At 68.1% G+C, this 17,298-nt stretch carries 17 protein-coding genes and 4 tRNA genes; 15 read left to right on the plus strand and 6 right to left on the minus strand.

Features of this window, described 5'->3' with window-relative positions; all coding sequences use genetic code 11:
• The first annotated feature begins 537 nt into the window (after window positions 1–537).
• Window positions 538–723 (plus strand): hypothetical protein, encoded by a 186-nt coding sequence (locus ACO1BR_RS14825; RefSeq protein ID WP_426795534.1) that lies wholly within the window; start codon window positions 538–540, stop codon window positions 721–723.
• A 1,683-nt stretch (window positions 724–2,406) separates the two neighbouring features.
• On the opposite strand, the gene ACO1BR_RS14830 is transcribed toward ACO1BR_RS14825, so the two are convergent.
• A complete protein-coding gene (locus ACO1BR_RS14830) occupies window positions 2,407–3,756 on the minus strand; it encodes a Fic family protein (protein ID WP_426795535.1) in 1,350 nt (449 codons plus the stop codon).
• 769 nt (window positions 3,757–4,525) lie between these two features.
• On the opposite strand from ACO1BR_RS14830, the gene ACO1BR_RS14835 reads away from it, so the two are divergent.
• Window positions 4,526–4,604: transfer RNA gene (locus ACO1BR_RS14835), tRNA-Tyr, on the plus strand.
• A gap of 92 nt (window positions 4,605–4,696) precedes the next feature.
• On the opposite strand, the gene ACO1BR_RS14840 is transcribed toward ACO1BR_RS14835, so the two are convergent.
• The gene (locus tag ACO1BR_RS14840; protein ID WP_426795536.1) at window positions 4,697–5,326 is read right to left on the minus strand and encodes a TetR/AcrR family transcriptional regulator; all 630 of its coding nucleotides are present in this window, start codon (window positions 5,324–5,326) and stop codon (window positions 4,697–4,699) included.
• A gap of 197 nt (window positions 5,327–5,523) precedes the next feature.
• On the opposite strand from ACO1BR_RS14840, the gene ACO1BR_RS14845 reads away from it, so the two are divergent.
• Window positions 5,524–5,940, plus strand: a complete 417-nt coding sequence (locus ACO1BR_RS14845; RefSeq protein WP_426795537.1) for a zinc-binding dehydrogenase — start codon at window positions 5,524–5,526, stop codon at window positions 5,938–5,940.
• 52 nt (window positions 5,941–5,992) lie between these two features.
• Here the strand turns inward: ACO1BR_RS14845 and ACO1BR_RS14850 are convergent, their stop codons facing one another.
• Window positions 5,993–6,655, minus strand: coding sequence for an NAD(P)H-binding protein (locus ACO1BR_RS14850; protein WP_426795538.1), 663 nt, complete (start codon window positions 6,653–6,655; stop codon window positions 5,993–5,995).
• 89 nt (window positions 6,656–6,744) lie between these two features.
• Entirely contained in the window at window positions 6,745–8,019 is a 1,275-nt protein-coding gene (locus tag ACO1BR_RS14855) for an amidohydrolase family protein (protein WP_426795539.1), read from the minus strand.
• A gap of 181 nt (window positions 8,020–8,200) precedes the next feature.
• On the opposite strand from ACO1BR_RS14855, the gene ACO1BR_RS14860 reads away from it, so the two are divergent.
• From ACO1BR_RS14860 to ACO1BR_RS14885, 6 genes are all read left to right on the plus strand, one after another.
• A tRNA-Thr gene (locus ACO1BR_RS14860) sits at window positions 8,201–8,273 on the plus strand.
• Between the two features lie 47 nt (window positions 8,274–8,320).
• A tRNA-Met gene (locus ACO1BR_RS14865) sits at window positions 8,321–8,393 on the plus strand.
• Between the two features lie 89 nt (window positions 8,394–8,482).
• Complete coding sequence (gene rpmG / locus ACO1BR_RS14870; RefSeq protein WP_006604855.1) at window positions 8,483–8,647, plus strand: 50S ribosomal protein L33; 165 nt, start codon at window positions 8,483–8,485, stop codon at window positions 8,645–8,647.
• A gap of 83 nt (window positions 8,648–8,730) precedes the next feature.
• On the plus strand, window positions 8,731–9,183 hold the full coding sequence (locus ACO1BR_RS14875; RefSeq protein ID WP_426795540.1) for an FAS1-like dehydratase domain-containing protein: 453 nt from the start codon (window positions 8,731–8,733) through the stop codon (window positions 9,181–9,183).
• Between the two features lies 1 nt (window position 9,184).
• Window positions 9,185–9,619 (plus strand): MaoC family dehydratase, encoded by a 435-nt coding sequence (locus tag ACO1BR_RS14880; RefSeq protein WP_426795541.1) that lies wholly within the window; start codon window positions 9,185–9,187, stop codon window positions 9,617–9,619.
• 61 nt (window positions 9,620–9,680) lie between these two features.
• Entirely contained in the window at window positions 9,681–10,757 is a 1,077-nt protein-coding gene (locus tag ACO1BR_RS14885) for a UDP-N-acetylmuramate dehydrogenase (RefSeq protein ID WP_426795693.1), read from the plus strand.
• Here ACO1BR_RS14885 and ACO1BR_RS14890 read toward each other — a convergent pair.
• Window positions 10,747–11,826 (minus strand): adenosine deaminase, encoded by a 1,080-nt coding sequence (locus tag ACO1BR_RS14890; protein ID WP_426795542.1) that lies wholly within the window; start codon window positions 11,824–11,826, stop codon window positions 10,747–10,749. The genes ACO1BR_RS14885 and ACO1BR_RS14890 overlap by 11 nt on opposite strands.
• A 125-nt stretch (window positions 11,827–11,951) precedes the next feature.
• The gene (locus ACO1BR_RS14895) at window positions 11,952–13,187 is read right to left on the minus strand and encodes a pyridoxal phosphate-dependent aminotransferase (RefSeq protein WP_426795543.1); all 1,236 of its coding nucleotides are present in this window, start codon (window positions 13,185–13,187) and stop codon (window positions 11,952–11,954) included.
• A 183-nt stretch (window positions 13,188–13,370) separates the two neighbouring features.
• Between ACO1BR_RS14895 and ACO1BR_RS14900 the strand changes: the two genes are divergently transcribed.
• The 6 genes from ACO1BR_RS14900 (at window position 13,371) to ACO1BR_RS14925 (ending at window position 17,230) form a co-directional block, all read left to right on the plus strand.
• Window positions 13,371–13,443: transfer RNA gene (locus ACO1BR_RS14900), tRNA-Trp, on the plus strand.
• A 108-nt stretch (window positions 13,444–13,551) separates the two neighbouring features.
• Window positions 13,552–13,848, plus strand: a complete 297-nt coding sequence (gene secE / locus ACO1BR_RS14905) for a preprotein translocase subunit SecE (protein WP_426795544.1) — start codon at window positions 13,552–13,554, stop codon at window positions 13,846–13,848.
• 74 nt (window positions 13,849–13,922) lie between these two features.
• Entirely contained in the window at window positions 13,923–14,804 is an 882-nt protein-coding gene (gene nusG / locus ACO1BR_RS14910) for a transcription termination/antitermination protein NusG (protein ID WP_426795545.1), read from the plus strand.
• Window positions 14,805–14,970: 166 nt separating this feature from the next.
• Window positions 14,971–15,405 carry a 50S ribosomal protein L11 gene (gene rplK / locus ACO1BR_RS14915; protein WP_016571043.1) on the plus strand — a complete coding sequence of 145 codons (435 nt, stop codon included), beginning with the start codon at window positions 14,971–14,973 and terminating at the stop codon, window positions 15,403–15,405.
• A gap of 83 nt (window positions 15,406–15,488) precedes the next feature.
• Window positions 15,489–16,205 (plus strand): 50S ribosomal protein L1, encoded by a 717-nt coding sequence (gene rplA / locus ACO1BR_RS14920; protein WP_426795546.1) that lies wholly within the window; start codon window positions 15,489–15,491, stop codon window positions 16,203–16,205.
• Window positions 16,206–16,375: 170 nt separating this feature from the next.
• On the plus strand, window positions 16,376–17,230 hold the full coding sequence (locus ACO1BR_RS14925) for a hypothetical protein (protein ID WP_426795547.1): 855 nt from the start codon (window positions 16,376–16,378) through the stop codon (window positions 17,228–17,230).
• Window positions 17,231–17,298 lie beyond the last annotated feature (68 nt).

A 17,298-nucleotide genomic window follows, 5' to 3' on the forward strand; every position in this document is an offset into this window, starting at 1 on the left:
CCGACCGGGCAATCTCACGCGCCAACGTGATCATGCAATGTCCCTGCTCAACGTGTGGTTGGAGCCAGTAGCCGCCAGGGAACGCGCCAATCGCGACTGGCGCTGCAGTGAGCGTTACAGCTGAGAGAACCTGCAGCAAGACCAAGTGGGGCACCAGCGCATCAAAGATGCAGCATCTTGCAACAGGCGCTACACACCCCTCTGTAGTTTCTAGCCAACTGCGCATGTCAGGGACCGCGTTGCCTCTCGATCGAGGACTTATGGCGGTGCGCCACACTTCCGTCCCATAGGGACAACAGCGCATCAATCGGCGTCACTGTGCAGCTGCGCCCCTCCGAAGGTGTCAACATGATTGCCTCCTGCACACCGGTAGCGCCAACTGCCCGTGCAGGGAGCCCTTTTGGAGCCAGTAGCAGCTCAGGCCCGGTAGCGCCTGGGCATCGAAGTCAGGAGAGTTCACTCATGCGCTCGCGGAACTCCGGCTGCATGCCGTGTGTCAGCAGGCCTGCGCGCCCCCTGGGCGGCGGGGAGACTGTGGTGATCGTCGTCGTTATCGGCTTGGCCATCGCAATGAATATTTCCGGTACGCCGCGGGCTGATGTCCTCGCACAGTTGGGCGGTTCCGGAGTGTTGGCTGTGTGCTTGCTCCGCCTGCGCACTGCTTCTCCCCTGCGCGCCGCGAAGATGCTCGGAGCAGCACTCTCTGCTGCATCGTGGGTTTGAGCGCTTCGCATGGGACGTATGGAGAAACCCGTGGAGTCGCCGAATCAGGCCCTAGCTGCCTTGGCGATGTGGTTGCGTTATGCACGGGCGAATGTAGGTATGACATACGCCGACCTCGCTAGCAAGGCTGGCTATCACGCGACGACACTCCAGCGCGCAGCAGCCGGCAATAGCGTGCCTTTGCGGTCCGTGGTCATCGCATATGCCCAAGCGTGCTCTGCTCGCGCTGACCACGCAGAGCAGCTCTGGAAAGAGGCCCGTTACGAGGAGCGACGCTCAGTCCGAGATCGCCAGACGAGCCTTGCAGCACCCCGACCTGAACTCGTACGCGACTTTGCGGATCTGAGTGCGGTTCTCGTCGAACTGTACGACAAGGCAGGTGCCCCGCCACTCAGGCAGATGCAAGAAAAAGCAGGCAGATTCGGCCTTCTGCCCCGTAGTACGGCGCACCGCATCGTTAACAAGCAAGCTGTGCCGAACAACAAGCGCCAGTTCGAGGCTTTCCTGTGTGCCTGCGATGTGCGAGAAGAGGACCGCAAGCCATGGCTTGACGCATGGGGTCGCGCATGGCGCAAGCATCGCTTGGACCGGGGAGAAGCTGTAGAAACAGAGCTACACCCGAGTGATGAGTTCTTGAGCGAGCAGCCTGCTCTAAGCACGCTCCGCTCGATGGCGCGCAGAAAGCTAGAGAAGCATGGCTACGTAGCCGAGTCGCGCTTGGGAGATCCCAGGCGCTGGACAGTTCGTTGCCCAAGCTGTTCGGAGGCAGCTCCTATCCAACCTGAGGCTCTGGATAGGCCAATGGTGCCCTGCGCGTGTCGTCGCAACGGTCGCGTCAATCGCATCCATCAAAACGGGGCCTTGCATGCGCAGAAAGTCTACAAGCAGAGAGAGTGGACTCGACAGGAACTGGCCGTTGCCGACGCCCTGGAAGACCTGGAGTTGGCCCGCTCACGTCTCCGGTCGCCTCTGGACGACCCCGGCGCAGAGTTTCAAGCTGTCTCTGAGTTGCGAGGAGCCATCCGTTGGACGTACGTGGTGCTAGCCGAGCAAGGCAGCATCGACCCTGTCCTACGCGTGAGAGCAAATGACCTGCTCAGCCGCTCCAGAGACCTTCTGGAGTGGATGGGAGATCGCCAAGTAGAGCCGAGCAGATCTGGTTGAGAGGCGGTATGTCAGGAGACTTGTCCCGAGTGCGGCCAGCCCATGAAGTCCGGTGGCTTCGTTCTCGCCGGACGGGTGGACGGTGGCCGACGGGCCTGCCGGTCGCTGTGGAAGTGCCTTGGTCGGCATGTCTGGTGGCGCTTGGCTGACCGGCCGCACGCAGCATTGGAAGTCTGCCCGGTGCTGCCGGGGCTGTTCCGCTGACATCCAAAGCTGACATCGACGACCACGGACGGCGGGCCCAAGTGTCGGGCCAAGAAGGCGCGTGAGCGGAGCGCGTTCCGGGCTTGCGAAATGGGTAGGCTCAGCGCTTTCTTCGCGATGTGGACGGTACGTGGACGACAAGCGTCGTCGCTAGCACAACCGGAGTCTGCGTCGCAGGTCAGGCCTGGCGCGAGGGCGTCAGCGGCGGGGGACTGGGGTCTCCCAGCGACAGCAGCCCGGGGCCGCCCCACCAGCCTTGGGGAAAGAAAAACCGGGCTTTCTACCGCAATAGCCTTCCCGCTGTGCAACCCGGTTTCAATTTTGGGATTTTCCCATTACATCCAGACGAGATGGAAGATCCGCAACCGGGATCCACACGTAAGCCCTACCAGAGCGCACTTTATGAAATAGTCCTGCCTTCTCTAGGCCAATTAGATCCTGACGCGCCGTTTCGTAGACCACATTGTGGCTCGTCATATGGGACTGTGCGGTAACAGAGGAGCCCGGGTTTTTCATCGCATGTTCAATTAGGGCAATTTGCCTATGATTGAATACGCCGGGAGCCGCCGAGAGCTTTTGCTGAAGCTCGCGAAGTTCCTCTGCCTTCCTGCTCAAGTAACTATGAAGCTCGGCGATGGAACGCTTCAGTACGCCGAGCTGATATAGGTGAAAGTAAGTTAGATCGCTCTCGTCATCCTCGCTATGAAGGTAGCTGTACGCGTATTGAGAGGGCGCCCTCTTCAGGATCGGCGAGATGGCAACATATTCTGTAAGCCAATACCCTTGATTGAGCATTGACCAATAAAAGAGGGCCCTGGCTGTACGTCCATTCCCATCTTCAAAGGGGTGATCATAACCGATCATAAAATGTACAGTGATCGCCCGTAGGACAGGAGGTACGTAAACACGGTCGAGGTCGCCATTTGCGAAGTCGCAGAGCTTCTGAACCCTCTCGGGAAGGGTTTTCGCAGGCGGGGGCTCATGAAGCACAAGATCCCCATGGAAAACGCTAACGCGATCTTCACCCGGAAGTTGGAATCGGCCCGAAGCGGATGGGTTATCCAAGGTGTCAGCGGTTACCGCTCTGTGAATTTCACAGATGAGGTCAGGGGTGAGTTTTTCTCTGCGCAGGTCCCCAATCATTCGCATCGCTTGATAATTATTGTAAATCATTTGCTCATCGCGGTCGCGAGGCTTCCGCTGGGAGCGAATCATTTCTTCAGCAACCACTCGACTTGTGGACGCGCCCTCCAGCTGACTTGAGTTGATCGCCTCCTCCATCAGGGAATTAACCAGATACCGGTCACGAGTGGAGGGATTCGTAACCTGCTCGTTCATGGCGATCTCGCCGCTGGCGTCCCGACTTGTTTCCTCAAGAGCCTTAAGTACGACATCGGGCAGAGCGAACCTAAAAGGCCTCCCCTCCTTATCCCTTAGAGGTAGTTCGCGCATCATTTGACGTCGCGCCAGCTTGATTGCAGCCCACCATTCCTCGCCAGTGAGCCCCTGTGGTGGATTCTTAAATCGAATTTTGTCCCATGGAAGGTAGGGGTCCGAAGGGCCGGCTCCTGGGACGGCCAGGAGTTTTGCCATCAATTCTGGAGAAGAGCTAAGAATGAGCCGGATCGATTCGGCTGGATCCGGTGGTGGCGCTGGCCTTCTCATTGGATCTCCTCTACGCGTGAGCCACTCCGACATGCCACGGTGCTCGTCACCTCCTGGCGCAAGGCACTCGAAGCCTTGCCTGAGGCGCAGGGCTTGCCACCTACTAGTTAGCTACTACTTGCTCCCAGACTAGTAGATCGAAGCAGACGTGGTTGCTCGGCAACCCACCAGCCCAGCCGTCTGACCAGCACAGTTAAACCGCAACCGCCACGCTCGCTGACAGCAACTAGTGCCATGACGAACGAGTTGGCGAGCACCTACTAGTCAGCTACTACTTGCTCCCAAACTAGTAGTTTGAATCAGGCGCGGTTGCTGGATTGCGGCGTCGGTGGTCCCGCTGCCGCAGAGGGCCAAACGAAGCAGACGCCCCAAGGCGCGGCCGCGACTCTGATGTGTCGCGGCTTTCCTGTGCCGTCGGCCGGGACCTGGTGGAGGTCCGCCCCGTAGCCGCCTGAGGGGCGTAGATGAGGGTGGGGTCGTCGATGCTGCGGGGTTCGGCGAGGGGGTTTCACCCGGCGTTCGCAGGTTTGAGTACGTGCAGGTGCCCAGCGGCGTACTTGGGGAGGCCCTTTACGTGTTTCTTGTAGGCGATGCGGGTGTCGCTGGGGGAGAGGGAAGGCGCAGCACACTCACGCGAGTAGGCCGCGCGGCGCCGACAAACCCTCGGGGACAGGGGATGGTGTTCCGAACCTCGATTTTCAAGATCAGGACGACACGTGGACGGGATAGGCTAGGAACCGGCAGGTGGCACACGAAGTCGCAGGTCACGGGGGGTGTCTTTGGTTGATCTAGGGTGGACTGTAAATCTGCCGGCTTCGCCTTCCCAGGTTCGAATCCTGGCGCCGCCACAGGTGTGAAGGGGCCCTGGATCGTAGGAATACGATCCAGGGCCCCTTTCGTGTGTCCCGACGCGGCGCGCCCCCGTGTCACCCGCGGCGTGTCACGCCCCCGTGCCGGCTTCCGCGTCCGCGGCCGGCGGGGCGTCGAGCGTGGCGGTCACCAGGGTGCGCAGCGAGGTCGCCAGGCGGGCGCTCTCGCCCCGCTCCAGCAGGCGCAGTACCGCGTCGCTCTGCAGGCCGCCGAGGAGGAGGTGGGCCAGCAGGTCGGCGTCCAGGTCAGGGCGCTGGGCGGCGATCAGTGTGCTGATGTGGGCGTGCCAGAACGCGTGGACCGGGTGGGTGCCGGGCCGCTCGTCCCGGGGCTGCTGGGAGGTCGTCACGGCATGGCCGAGGGCGGCCAGCAGGCCCTTGTTGCGGGCGATGACGTCGACGGTGGCGTCCAGGAAGGCCAGCAGCCGCTCGCGCGGGCAGGTGCCCGGGCCCAGCGGGGGCGGGCCGTCGGTGACCGCCTCGCGCAGTGCGTGGGCCCGCTCCTCCATCAGAGCCCGCATCAGCCCCATGCGGTTGCCGAAGCGGTGGAACACCGTCCCCTTGCCGACGCCGGCCGCCGCCGCGACCTGCTCCATCGAGATCTTCTCGGGGCGGTGGTGCGCCAGCAGTTCCTCGGTCGCGAGCAGGATGGCGCGCCGGTTGCGTACCGCGTCGGCGCGTTCGGGACGGCCTTGTGCCATCGGGTCCTCGGGTCCTCACTCGCTCCGCGCCGCTGGGGGCGGCGCCACTCCACGCGCACCATCCTTTCGCAGAATGTCGCCGACGTAACTGGACCGGTGGTCAGGTAAGGGCTGGGTTCAAGGCAACCTGACCGGCGGTCCAGTTAAGTCGTCGATCCGGGCTTCGTTGTGCCCCAGTGACCCCTGAGGAGACCGGTATGCGACGCGTCCGCTACTACGAGTACGGCGACTGGCCCGACCGGGTCCGCGCCGCCGCGCCGCGGGGCGTCGACGTCGTCCTGGACTCCGTCGGCGGCGAGGTCCTGCGGCAGAGCCTGGACGTCCTCGCGCCGTTCGGCTGGGCCGTCGTCTACGGAGTCGCCGCGGGTGAACTGCTCGACGTCCCGGTGACCGGGCTGTTCGGTCTGAAGACGGTGGCCGGGTTCTCGCTGCTCGCCTGGCGCGCGGCGGCCCCCGAACGGGCCCGCGCGGAGATGACCGAGCTGGCCGGCCACGCGTCCGCCGGGCGGCTGCGCACCGCCGTGCACGCCACCTTCCCGCTCACCGAGGCGCCCGCCGTGCACCGGCTCTTCGAGGAGCGGACCCACCGCGGCCGGATCCTCGTCCTCCCGTAGGGCGGCCCCGGCGCGCGACGCCAACGCACCGGGGCCCACGGGGAGTTCGCGCTCAGTGCGCCGCCACGTTCCGCACCGCCTCGGCCGCCGGCACGTCCCCGCCGATCAACTCCAGCGTCCGCCCGGCCGTGTCCGGCTCCTCCAGCAGCGCCGCCAGCACGGCCGCCACGTCGTCCCGGGACACCGGCCCGCGCCCGGTCGCGTCGGCCAGCGTCACCTGGCCCGTACCGGGGTCGTCGGTGAGGCGGCCGGGCCGCAGGATCGTCCAGTCCAGCCCGGCGCGGGCCCGTACGTCCGCGTCCGCGGCGCCCTTCGCCCGCAGGTATGCCGCGAAGACCGGGTCGGTGCCCTCGATGGGCTCGCGGTCCGCGCCCATCGACGAGACGACCAGGAAGCGCCGTACCCCGGCCGCCTCGGCCGCGTCCGCGAAGAGCGCCGCGGCGCCCCGGTCCACGCTGTCCTTGCGTTCGGCGCCGCTGCCCGGCCCGGCGCCCGCCGCGAAGACCGCCGCGTCCGCTCCCTCCAGATGCCGGGCGACATCGCCCACCGACGCCGACTCCAGGTCGCAGACGACCGGTTCGGCACCCGCGGCCAGCACGTCGCCGGCCTGTTCCGGCCGCCGGATGATCCCGGCGACCTCGTCCCCGCGCGCATGCAGCAACCGCTCCAGCCGCAGCGCGATCTGACCATGTCCACCTGCGATGACAATGCGCATGAAGCCGACCGTACGCCGAACCGCCCCGCCGCACCGCCGGACCGGCCGGTGCGGCGCCGAGCCCGTCCGGCCGTCGCCCCGCCCGGCCCTCAGCGCTGCGACTGCCGCGGCAGCTCCAGCGCCACGTCCGCCGCCGAGTCGCAGTACTCGCGCACCGCGCTGGTCCGGGCCACAACCCGCCCCCGGTGCACCACGATCCGGCTGTACGCCAGCGAGAGCACCCCGGCGATCCGCTCCCCGCGCACCGCCAGCAGCTCCGCCGGAAAGCCCGCCTCCACCCGCACCTCGGGCAGCCCCAGCGTCGCCCGCGCCGCCGCGCTCACCGTCTCGTACGCGGCCTCCGGCGTGGCCTCCCCGAGGGACGCCAGCAGATACGCGGCCTCCAGCGGGTCCCCGCGCCCCACCGGGTTCGCCACGTCCCGCAGCGCCCCGCTGCCCGCCGCCACCCGCACACCGGCCGCCCGCAGCAGCCGTACGGGCGCCGGCCGCGACACCCGCGAGCCGAACCGCTCCAGACCCGTGCAGTCGCCCTGCGGCAGGCACACCACGGCGACGTCCGCGGCGGCCAACTGCTCCGCGACCCGGGCCGCCACACTCCGCGGCATCCGCGTCATCCCGGCGCACGGCCCGATGGCCACCCCCGGCCGCAGCCCGCCGGACATCGCCGCGAACCGCGCCAGCCGCGCCGGATCGTCCCCGTCGGTGTGCAGGTCCACCGGGCAGCCGTGCTCGCCGGCCACCTCCAGGACCGTCTCGACGTACCCGGCCGGATCGGGATCGAGGTCCGGGCAGCCCCCGATGACCGTGGCGCCCATCTTCACGGCGTCGTGCAGCATCGCCAGCCCGTCCGCACCGGCCACCCCGGTCAGCACCCGCGGCACCGCCACCGCCGCCAGGTCCGCCAGCCCGCGCAGCGACCTGCGGGCCTGGAGCACCGCCTCCAGCGACCGCAGCCCCTGGACGTCGCCGATCCGGACGTGGCTCCGGGAGGCGGTCGCCCCGTGCCCGAGCTGGAGCAACGCCGCCTCGGTCGTGCGGCGCTGGACATCCTCCGCGGAGTCGGAGGCGGGGCCGTCGGAGTCGGCCGTCAGGGCCGTGTCGCAGTGCGCGTGCGGCTCGGCGGGGGCCGGGAGCAGCAGATAGCCGGCGAGGTCCACCCGGGCGCCCTGCGGGGCGAGGCTGCCGGCCGTGCCCACCGCCTCGATGCGCCCGCCGCCCAGCCGTACGTCCACGGTGCGGCCGTCGGCGAGCCGGGCCCCGCACAGTACGAGAGCGCCGGATTCCGACCTGGCGTACCGGCCGGCGCCTCCGGGCTTTCCCGGCTGCGGTTGGGGCTGGGGCTGCGGTGAACTGCTGTCGGACATCGCGCTCCTCGAAGGCACGGCGTGCAAGATCACGCAGCGTTCTACCGAGCCTAGGCGCCTGCCCGGAGAGCATCGCGCAGGCGCGAAATAGTCGTACCGGTGTGGTGCGCGGGGCCGTTGGGGTGCGAACCGGATACGGATTTCACGTTTGGCGGCGGGCCGTGTAATGTCTTCATCGCTCGCCCCAATAGCTCAGTCGGCAGAGCGTCTCCATGGTAAGGAGAAGGTCTACGGTTCGATTCCGTATTGGGGCTCTGATGTGTGGGGGATCCCGTCCTCGGACGGGGAACTCTCGCATCACAGCGGTGTAGCTCAGTCGGTAGAGCAAGCGGCTCATAATCGCTGTGTCACCGGTTCAAGTCCGGTCACCGCTACTGACAGTAGCCGATTGTGGGGTCGGTCCTCCGATCGGCTACTCTTCTATGCGTTCTATTCGACCACCCGTCCGTCAAGGAGCACTCACGTGGCTGCCACCGACGTCCGCCCGAAGATCACGCTGGCCTGCGTGGAGTGCAAGGAGCGGAACTACATCACCAAGAAGAACCGGCGTAACGACCCGGACCGTCTTGAGATGAAGAAGCACTGCCCTCGTTGCAACTCGCACACCGCGCATCGCGAGACGCGATAACACAGGCTCGTCCGTGAGGCCGTCCCCGATCTGGGGGCGGCCTCACGGCGTTATCACCATCAGTACAGGGAGGTTGCGAGCCCATGGCGCTCGACCAGTCTTTTGTCGGACGCACGTACCCGCCCACCGACCCGTACGAGGTCGGCCGGGAAAAGATCCGCGAATTCGCCGAGGCGATCGGTGACGGCAACCCCGCTTACACGGACACCGAAGCAGCCAAGGCGCTCGGCCACCCCGATGTGATCGCGCCGCCGACCTTTGTGTTCGCCATCACGTTCAAGGCCGCGGGTCAGGTCGTGGAGGACCCGCAACTGGGGCTGGATTACAGCCGGGTGGTGCACGGTGACCAGAAGTTCGCCTACAACCGGCCGGTGCGCGCCGGGGACCGGCTGACCGTCACCTCCACCATCGAGGCCGTCAAGACCATGGCCGGCAACGAGATCGTCGACATCCGCGGCGAGGTGCACGACGAGGCCGGCGAGCACGTGGTGACCGCATTCACCAAACTCGTCGCCCGGCGCGCTGAGGAGGCGTGAGATGACCGCGAAGATTGCCTACGACGACGTCGAGGTCGGCACCGAACTCCCGGCGCAGTCCTTCCCCGTGAGCCGCGCCACGCTCGTCCGGTACGCCGGCGCCTCCGGTGACTTCAACCCGATCCACTGGAACGAGAAGTTCGCCAAGGAGGTCGGCCTCCCGGACGTCATCGCCCACGGCATGTTCACCATGGCCTCGGCGATCCGGGTGGTCACCGACTGGGTCGGCGACCCCGGCGCGGTCGCCGAGTACGGCGTGCGCTTCACCAAGCCCGTCGTCGTCCCCGACGACGAGAACGGCGCGCTGATCGAGGTCAGCGCCAAGGTCGCCGCCAAGCTGGACGACGACGCCCGCACGGTCCGTGTCGACCTCCTCGCGACGAGCGCGGGCCAGAAGGTGCTGGGCATGTCCCGCGCCGTGGTCCGCCTCGCCTGAGGCGGCCGCGAGGCGGGGCCGGCCGGCCCCGCCGGACCGCCCCCGTACTCTGGGGGGCGTGCTGGAACAGGAACGACACGTCGCGACCGTAGAAGACAACGCCCCCCTCGCCCCGCTGACCACCTTCCGGCTCGGCGGCCCGGCGACCCGCCTCGTCACGGCCACCACGGACGAGGAGGTCGTCGCCGCCGTCCGCGCGGCCGACGACAGCGGCACCCCGCTGCTGGTCATCGGCGGCGGCAGCAACCTCGTCATCGGCGACAAGGGCTTCGACGGCACCGCCCTGCACATCGCCACCCGCGGCTTCCGGCTGGACGGTACGGCCCTGGAGCTCGCCGCGGGCGAGAACTGGTCCGACGCCGTCGCGCACACCGTCGAGGCCGGACTCGCGGGCGTCGAGTGCCTGGCCGGCATCCCCGGCTCGGCCGGCGCCACCCCGATCCAGAACGTCGGCGCGTACGGCCAGGACGTCTCCGCCACCATCACCGAGGTCGTCGCCTACGACCGCCGCGCCGGCGAGACGGTCACGCTCACCAACGAGGAGTGCGCCTTCTCGTACCGCCACAGCCGTTTCAAGCAGCACCCCGACCGGTTCGTCGTCCTGCGGGTGCGCTTCGCCCTGGAGGACGCGGGCGGCCTCTCCGCGCCCCTGAAGTACGCCGAGACGGCCCGCGCCCTCGGCGTCGCGCCCGGAGACCGGGTCCCCGCCGAGGCCGCCCGTGAGACCGTCCTGGCGCTCCGCGCCGGCAAGGGCATGGTGCTGGACCCCACGGACCACGACACCTGGTCGGCCGGCTCCTTCTTCACCAACCCGATCCTCACCGAGGCCGAGCACGCCGCCTTCCTCCGGCGCGTCCGGGACCGCCTCGGCCCGGACGCCGCGCCGCCCGCCTTCCCCGACGGCGACGGCCGGGTGAAGACCTCCGCGGCCTGGCTCATCGACCGGGCCGGCTTCACCAAGGGCTACGGCAGCGGCCCGGCCCGGATCTCCACCAAGCACACCCTCGCCCTCACCAACCGCGGCGAGGCCACCACCGAGGACCTGCTCGCCCTGGCCCGCGAGGTCCGCGACGGCGTCCGGGCCGCCTTCGGCGTCACCCTCGTCAACGAACCGGTGACGGTCGGCGTCAGCCTGTAGAGCGGCCGGGGCGGGCCTGCGCGGACGGGCCCGGGGGCTCCTGCGGCGGCGGGGCGGCCAGCCAGGCGTCGATGTCCGCCAGGAGCCGCTGCCGGACGTCCTGGGGGGCGCGGGAGGCGCGTACGGACTGCCGGGCCAGCTCGGCCAGCTCGGCGTCCGTGAAGCCGTGCGCACCGCGGGCGATCTCGTACTGCGCGGCCAGCCGCGCGCCGAACAGCAGCGGATCGTCCGCGCCCAGCGCCATCGGCACCCCCGCCTCGTAGAACGTCCGCAGCGGTACGTCCTCCTGCTTCTCGTAGACGCCCAGCGCCACGTTGGACGCCGGGCACACCTCGCAGGTCACCCCGCGCGCGGCCAGCCGCCGCAGCAGCACGGGATCCTCCGCGGCCCGTACGCCGTGCCCGATCCGCCCGGCGTGCAGATCGTCCAGGCAGTCCCGTACGCTCGCCGGCCCCGACAGCTCGCCGCCGTGCGGGGCAGCCAGCAGACCGCCGTCCCGGGCGATGGCGAAGGCCCGGTCGAAGTCCCGGGCGAAACCCCGGCGTTCGTCGTTGGACAGCCCGAAGCCGACCACGCCGCGGTCGGCGTAGCGCACCGCGAGCCGGGCCAACGTGCGGGCGTCCAGGGGGTGCTTCATGCGGTTCGCGGCGACCAGCACGCGGATGCCCAGCCCGGTGTCGCGGGAGGCGCGCCGCACCGCGTCCAGGATGATCTCCAGCGCCGGGATCAGCCCGCCCAGCCGCGGGGCGTACGAGGTCGGGTCGACCTGGATCTCCAGCCAGCGCGACCCGTCCCGGACGTCCTCCTCGGCGGCCTCGCGCACCAGCCGCTGGATGTCCTCGGGGGACCGCAGACACGACCGCGCGATGTCGTAGAGCCGCTGGAAGCGGAACCAGCCGCGCTCGTCCGTGGCCCTCAGCCGGGGCGGCTCACCGCCCCTGAGCGCGTCGGGCAGGTGGACGCCGTACTTGTCGGCGAGGTCCAGCAGGGTCGCCGGCCGCATCGAGCCGGTGAAGTGCAGGTGCAGGTGGGCCTTCGGCAGCTGACGCAGATCACGAACACGCTCCATCTGGCGATACTGCCGCACCCGCGCACCGCAGGGATAGGCCCCGCCCCGAACGGAGGGACCGCCAAAAAGGCGTGCGGGGCCGGAACGCGTTCCGGCCCCGCGTCACCCGCGCCCGGGTGCCGGCGCTACTTCGCCTCCGCCAGCAGCTTCTGGATCCGGGAGACGCCCTCGACCAGGTCCTCGTCGCCCAGCGCGTACGAGAGCCGCAGGTAGCCGGGGGTGCCGAAGGCTTCGCCCGGGACGACGGCGACCTCCGCCTCCTCCAGGATCAGCTCGGCCAGCTCGACGCTGGACTGCGGGCGCTTGCCGCGGATCTCCCTGCCCAGCAGCCCCTTCACCGACGGGTACGCGTAGAACGCGCCCTCCGGCTCCGGGCACAGCACACCGTCGATCTCGTTGAGCATCCGCACGATCGTCCTGCGGCGCCGGTCGAAGGCCACCTTCATCTCCTCGACGGCCGTGAGGTCGCCGCTGACGGCCGCGATGGCCGCCGCCTGCGCGACGTTGGAGACGTTGGAGGTGGCGTGCGACTGGAGGTTCGTGGCGGCCTTGACGACGTCCTTCGGGCCGATCGCCCAGCCCACCCGCCAGCCGGTCATCGCGTACGTCTTCGCGACGCCGTTGACGACGATGCACTTGTCACGCAGCTCCGGCACGACCACCGGCAGCGACGAGAACTCGGCGTCGCCGTAGACCAGGTGCTCGTAGATCTCGTCGGTCAGCACCCACAGGCCGTGCTCGGCGGCCCAGCGGCCGACCGCCTCGACCTGCTCGCGGGGGAAGACCGCGCCGGTCGGGTTCGACGGCGAGACGAACAGCAGGACCTTGGTGCGCTCGGTGCGCGCCGCCTCCAACTGCTCGACCGTCACGCGGTAGCCGGTGGTCTCGTCGGCGACCACGTCGACCGGCACACCACCCGCGAGCCGGATCGACTCGGGGTAGGTGGTCCAGTACGGCGCCGGCACGATGACCTCGTCGCCCGGGTCGAGGATGGCGGCGAACGCCTCGTAGATGGCCTGCTTGCCACCGTTCGTCACCAGGACGTTCGCGGCCTCGATCTCGTAGCCGGAGTCGCGCAGCGTCTTCGCCACGATCGCGGACTTCAGCTCGGGGAGGCCGCCGGCCGGGGTGTAGCGGTGGTACTTCGGGGTGCGGCATGCCTCGACGGCGGCCTCGACGATGTAGTCGGGCGTGGGGAAGTCGGGCTCACCGGCGCCGAAGCCGATCACCGGGCGCCCGGCGGCCTTGAGGGCCTTGGCCTTGGCGTCGACGGCGAGGGTGGCGGACTCGGAGATCGAACCGACGCGGGCGGAGACCCGGCGGTCGGCGGGGGACGGTACGGAAGGAGTGGCAGCGCTCATACAGGCATCGTCGCAGACCGCTCTCCGGCCCGGAACCGGGGTTTGCGGGCGCCACCCGGGACGTTTCTGTTCGACGCCCGGCTCTGAACCACGTACACTCGCTGACCGTTGGCTCCCGACAGGTCGCTGCGGCGCACGAACTTAGTGCAGTCGGCCGCATGCGGTAGGTTGGGGAAACCACAAAGGGTCGTAGCTCAATTGGTAGAGCACTGGTCTCCAAAACCAGCGGTTGGGGGTTCAAGTCCCTCCGGCCCTGCTACACGCACTTCGTCACCAAAGTGCGTGCACGCGTACGTATGAAATGCACCGCCGTGCGGCTCAACCGGGCGCGGCACGGCCACGACCCGGATTCAGGTGAGGACGAGTGACGGACGCCCTGGGCTCCATCGACATGCCTGAGCGTGGTCGTTCCGAGGACGACGCCACGGATTCCCAGAAGAAGCCCCGCCGCGGTGGCAAGCGCGGCAAGAAGGGCCCCTTCGCGCGGCTCGCGCTCTTTTACCGCCAGGTCATCGCGGAACTCCGTAAGGTCGTCTGGCCCACGCGCAGCCAGTTGTCGACGTACACCAGTGTGGTGATCGTCTTCGTTGTCATCATCATCGGTCTCGTAACCGTGATTGACTTGGGAATCAACCGAGTCGTCGGGTACGTCTTCGGCTGATCCCGCGGAGGGGCGCCTGCGCGGGCGCCTATTTCGCATGTTCAACCCCTTGAAGCCAGGAAGAAGCAGCCACCGTGTCTGACCCGAACCTGAACGACGCCGCCGAATCCGCCGAGACGGCAGCGGCCGACGTTGACGCGGCCGCCTCGGCCGAGGTCAAGGGCGACGACACCGAGCGCGAGATCGACGACACCGAGCGCGAGATCGTCGAGGGCGCCGACGTCGTCGACGAACTCGACGCCGAGGAAGCCGAGGCCGGCCAGCCCGCCGAGGAAGCCGCGGTGCACGTCGAGGACGAGGACGAGGCCCTCGCCGAGGCCGTCGAGGAGCAGGAGCCGGTCGACCCGGTGGCCGCCCTCCGCGACGAACTGCGCGGCCTCCCCGGTGAGTGGTACGTCATCCACACCTACGCGGGCTACGAGAACCGCGTGAAGACCAACCTCGAACAGCGCGCTGTCTCGCTGAACGTCGAGGACTACATCTTCCAGGCCGAGGTGCCGCAGGAAGAGGTTGTCCAGATCAAGAACGGCGACCGCCGCACCGTCCGCCAGAACAAGCTCCCGGGCTATGTGCTGGTGCGCATGGACCTGACGAACGAGTCCTGGGGCGTGGTCCGCAACACGCCGGGCGTCACCGGCTTCGTCGGCAACGCCTACGACCCGTACCCGCTGACCCTGGACGAGATCGTCAAGATGCTCGCCCCGGAGGCCGAGGAGAAGGCCGCCAAGGAGGCCGCCGCGGCCGAGGGCAAGCCGGCGCCGTCCCGCAAGGTCGAGGTCCAGGTCCTGGACTTCGAGGTGGGCGACTCGGTCACCGTCACCGACGGCCCGTTCGCCACGCTCCAGGCGACGATCAACGAGATCAACGCCGACTCGAAGAAGGTCAAGGGCCTGGTCGAGATCTTCGGCCGCGAGACCCCGGTCGAGCTCAGCTTCGACCAGATCCAGAAGAACTAGGTTCTTCCGGAGCACCAGCCACCGTCCAGGTCAGACCGGTACACCGCCGGTCTGACCTGCTCGGTTTTTGGCCGCGCGAGGATACCCGTTATCGTTGTGCGGTATGCCTCCATCCGGATGACCGGATTGCGGGGCGAACCACCTCTCACTAGGACCCGGAGAGAGCATGCCTCCCAAGAAGAAGAAGGTCACGGGGCTTATCAAGCTCCAGATCCAGGCCGGTGCCGCGAACCCGGCCCCGCCGGTCGGCCCCGCGCTGGGCCAGCACGGCGTCAACATCATGGAGTTCTGCAAGGCCTACAACGCCGCGACCGAGTCGCAGCGTGGCATGGTCGTGCCGGTGGAGATCACGGTCTACGAAGACCGTTCCTTCACCTTCGTCACCAAGACCCCGCCGGCCGCGAAGCTCATCCTGAAGGCCGCGGGCGTGGAGAAGGGCTCCGGCGAGCCGCACAAGACCAAGGTCGCCAAGATCACCGAGGCGCAGGTCCGCGAGATCGCCACCACCAAGATGCCCGACCTGAACGCCAACGACCTGGACGCCGCGTCGAAGATCATCGCCGGCACCGCCCGTTCCATGGGCATCACGGTCGAGGGCTGAACCCCAGCCCTTCAAGGCACCCACGTGGCAGGACCAGGCGCTGGTCCGTACCACGACTCCACCCCACTGCATCAGGAGCAGAAGTGAAGCGCAGCAAGACTCTTCGCAACGCGGACGCGAAGATCGACCGGGAGCGTCTGTACGCCCCGCTTGAGGCCGTCCGTCTCGCCAAGGACACCACGTCCGTCAAGTTCGACGCGACCGTCGAGGTTGCCATGCGTCTGGGCGTCGACCCGCGCAAGGCCGACCAGATGGTCCGTGGCACCGTGAACCTCCCGCACGGCACCGGTAAGACCGCCCGGGTCCTGGTCTTCGCGACCGGTGACCGTGCTGCGGCAGCGGAAGCCGCCGGCGCCGACATCGTCGGCTCGGACGAACTGATCGACGAGGTCTCCAAGGGCCGTCTGGACTTCGACGCCGTCGTCGCCACCCCGGACCTCATGGGCAAGGTCGGCCGCCTCGGCCGCGTGCTCGGTCCGCGTGGTCTGATGCCGAACCCGAAGACCGGCACCGTCACCCCCGATGTCGCCAAGGCTGTCACCGACATCAAGGGCGGCAAGATCGAGTTCCGCGTGGACAAGCACGCGAACCTCCACTTCATCATCGGCAAGGTCTCCTTCGACGAGACCAAGCTCGTGGAGAACTACGCCGCCGCGCTTGAGGAGATCAACCGCCTCAAGCCGTCCGCCGCCAAGGGCCGTTACATCAAGAAGGCGACCATCGCCACCACGATGGGCCCCGGCGTCCCGGTCGACCCCAACCGCACCCGCAACCTCCTCGTCGAGGACGAGGCCGTCTGATCTCCCTGATCGACGCGCCTCGCAGCGTGTGATTCACGCCGTCAGGCCCCGCTTTCCGTACGGAGAGCGGGGCCTGACGCGTTCATAACAGCACCTGCCGGAAGCCCTCTCGGTGGCCTGCACTACAGTCCCCTGCGAGGTCCAATAAGGAATCAAAGGGGGAGCCTCAAGTGCGTAGCACGCGTATAGCCGCCGCCGTGGCGGCGGGAGTTGTCATGCTGGCCGGTCTGACCGCCTGTAACAAGGGCGGCACCAACAACGGCACCGGCGGGGGCAGCAGCAGCGGCGGGGGCAGTGACGCGGCCGGTTCGAAGTCTCCGCTCGACGCCGCCCTGGCCTCGCTGAAGACGGCCTCGCAGCAGACGAGCGGCAAGAAGTCCGCGAAGATCGACGGCACGCAGAAGGTCGGTCCGTCCACGCGCACGCTGAAGGGCGCGATGGACTGGTCCAACGGCATGAACATGACCGTGGACATCACCACGACCGGCGGTCCCCTGGCCGGCAAGCCCATGAAGGCGCTCTACACGCCGCAGTCGATGTACGTCAACATGGGCATGCCCCTGGGCGGCAAGAACTGGATCAAGTACGACTACGACGCCATGGCCAAGAAGAGCCCGACCGGGGCGTTGATGAAGGACATGATGCAGAACAACGACCCGGTCAAGTCGGTGAACCTGCTCATCGCCTCCGGCAAGGTCCAGCAGGCCGGCAAGGAGGACGTCCGCGGCGTGCAGGCGACCCACTACGCCGGCACGGTCGACGTGGCCGAGATGGTCAAGCTGCAGGGCAAGAGCCTCAGCGAGGCCGACATGAAGGCGCTGCAGGCGCAGCTGCAGCAGGCCGGTGCGACGAAGGAGACCATCGACCTGTGGATCGGCCCGGACAACCTGCTCGTGAAGAAGCGTGAGCAGATGGACGGCAAGCAGGGGGCGTCGGACTCGACGGTCTTCTACTCGGACTACGGCACCAAGGTCTCGGTGACGCCGCCGCCGGCGAGCGACACCACGACGGCGCCCGGCGCCTGACGAGGGAGCCCGGGGGGGGGGGGGGGGGGGGGGGGGGGGGGGGGGGGGGGGGGGGGGGGGGGGGGGGG

This window comes from Streptomyces sp. YGL11-2, from assembly GCF_050054615.1.
Classification (GTDB): Bacteria; Actinomycetota; Actinomycetes; order Streptomycetales; family Streptomycetaceae; genus Streptomyces.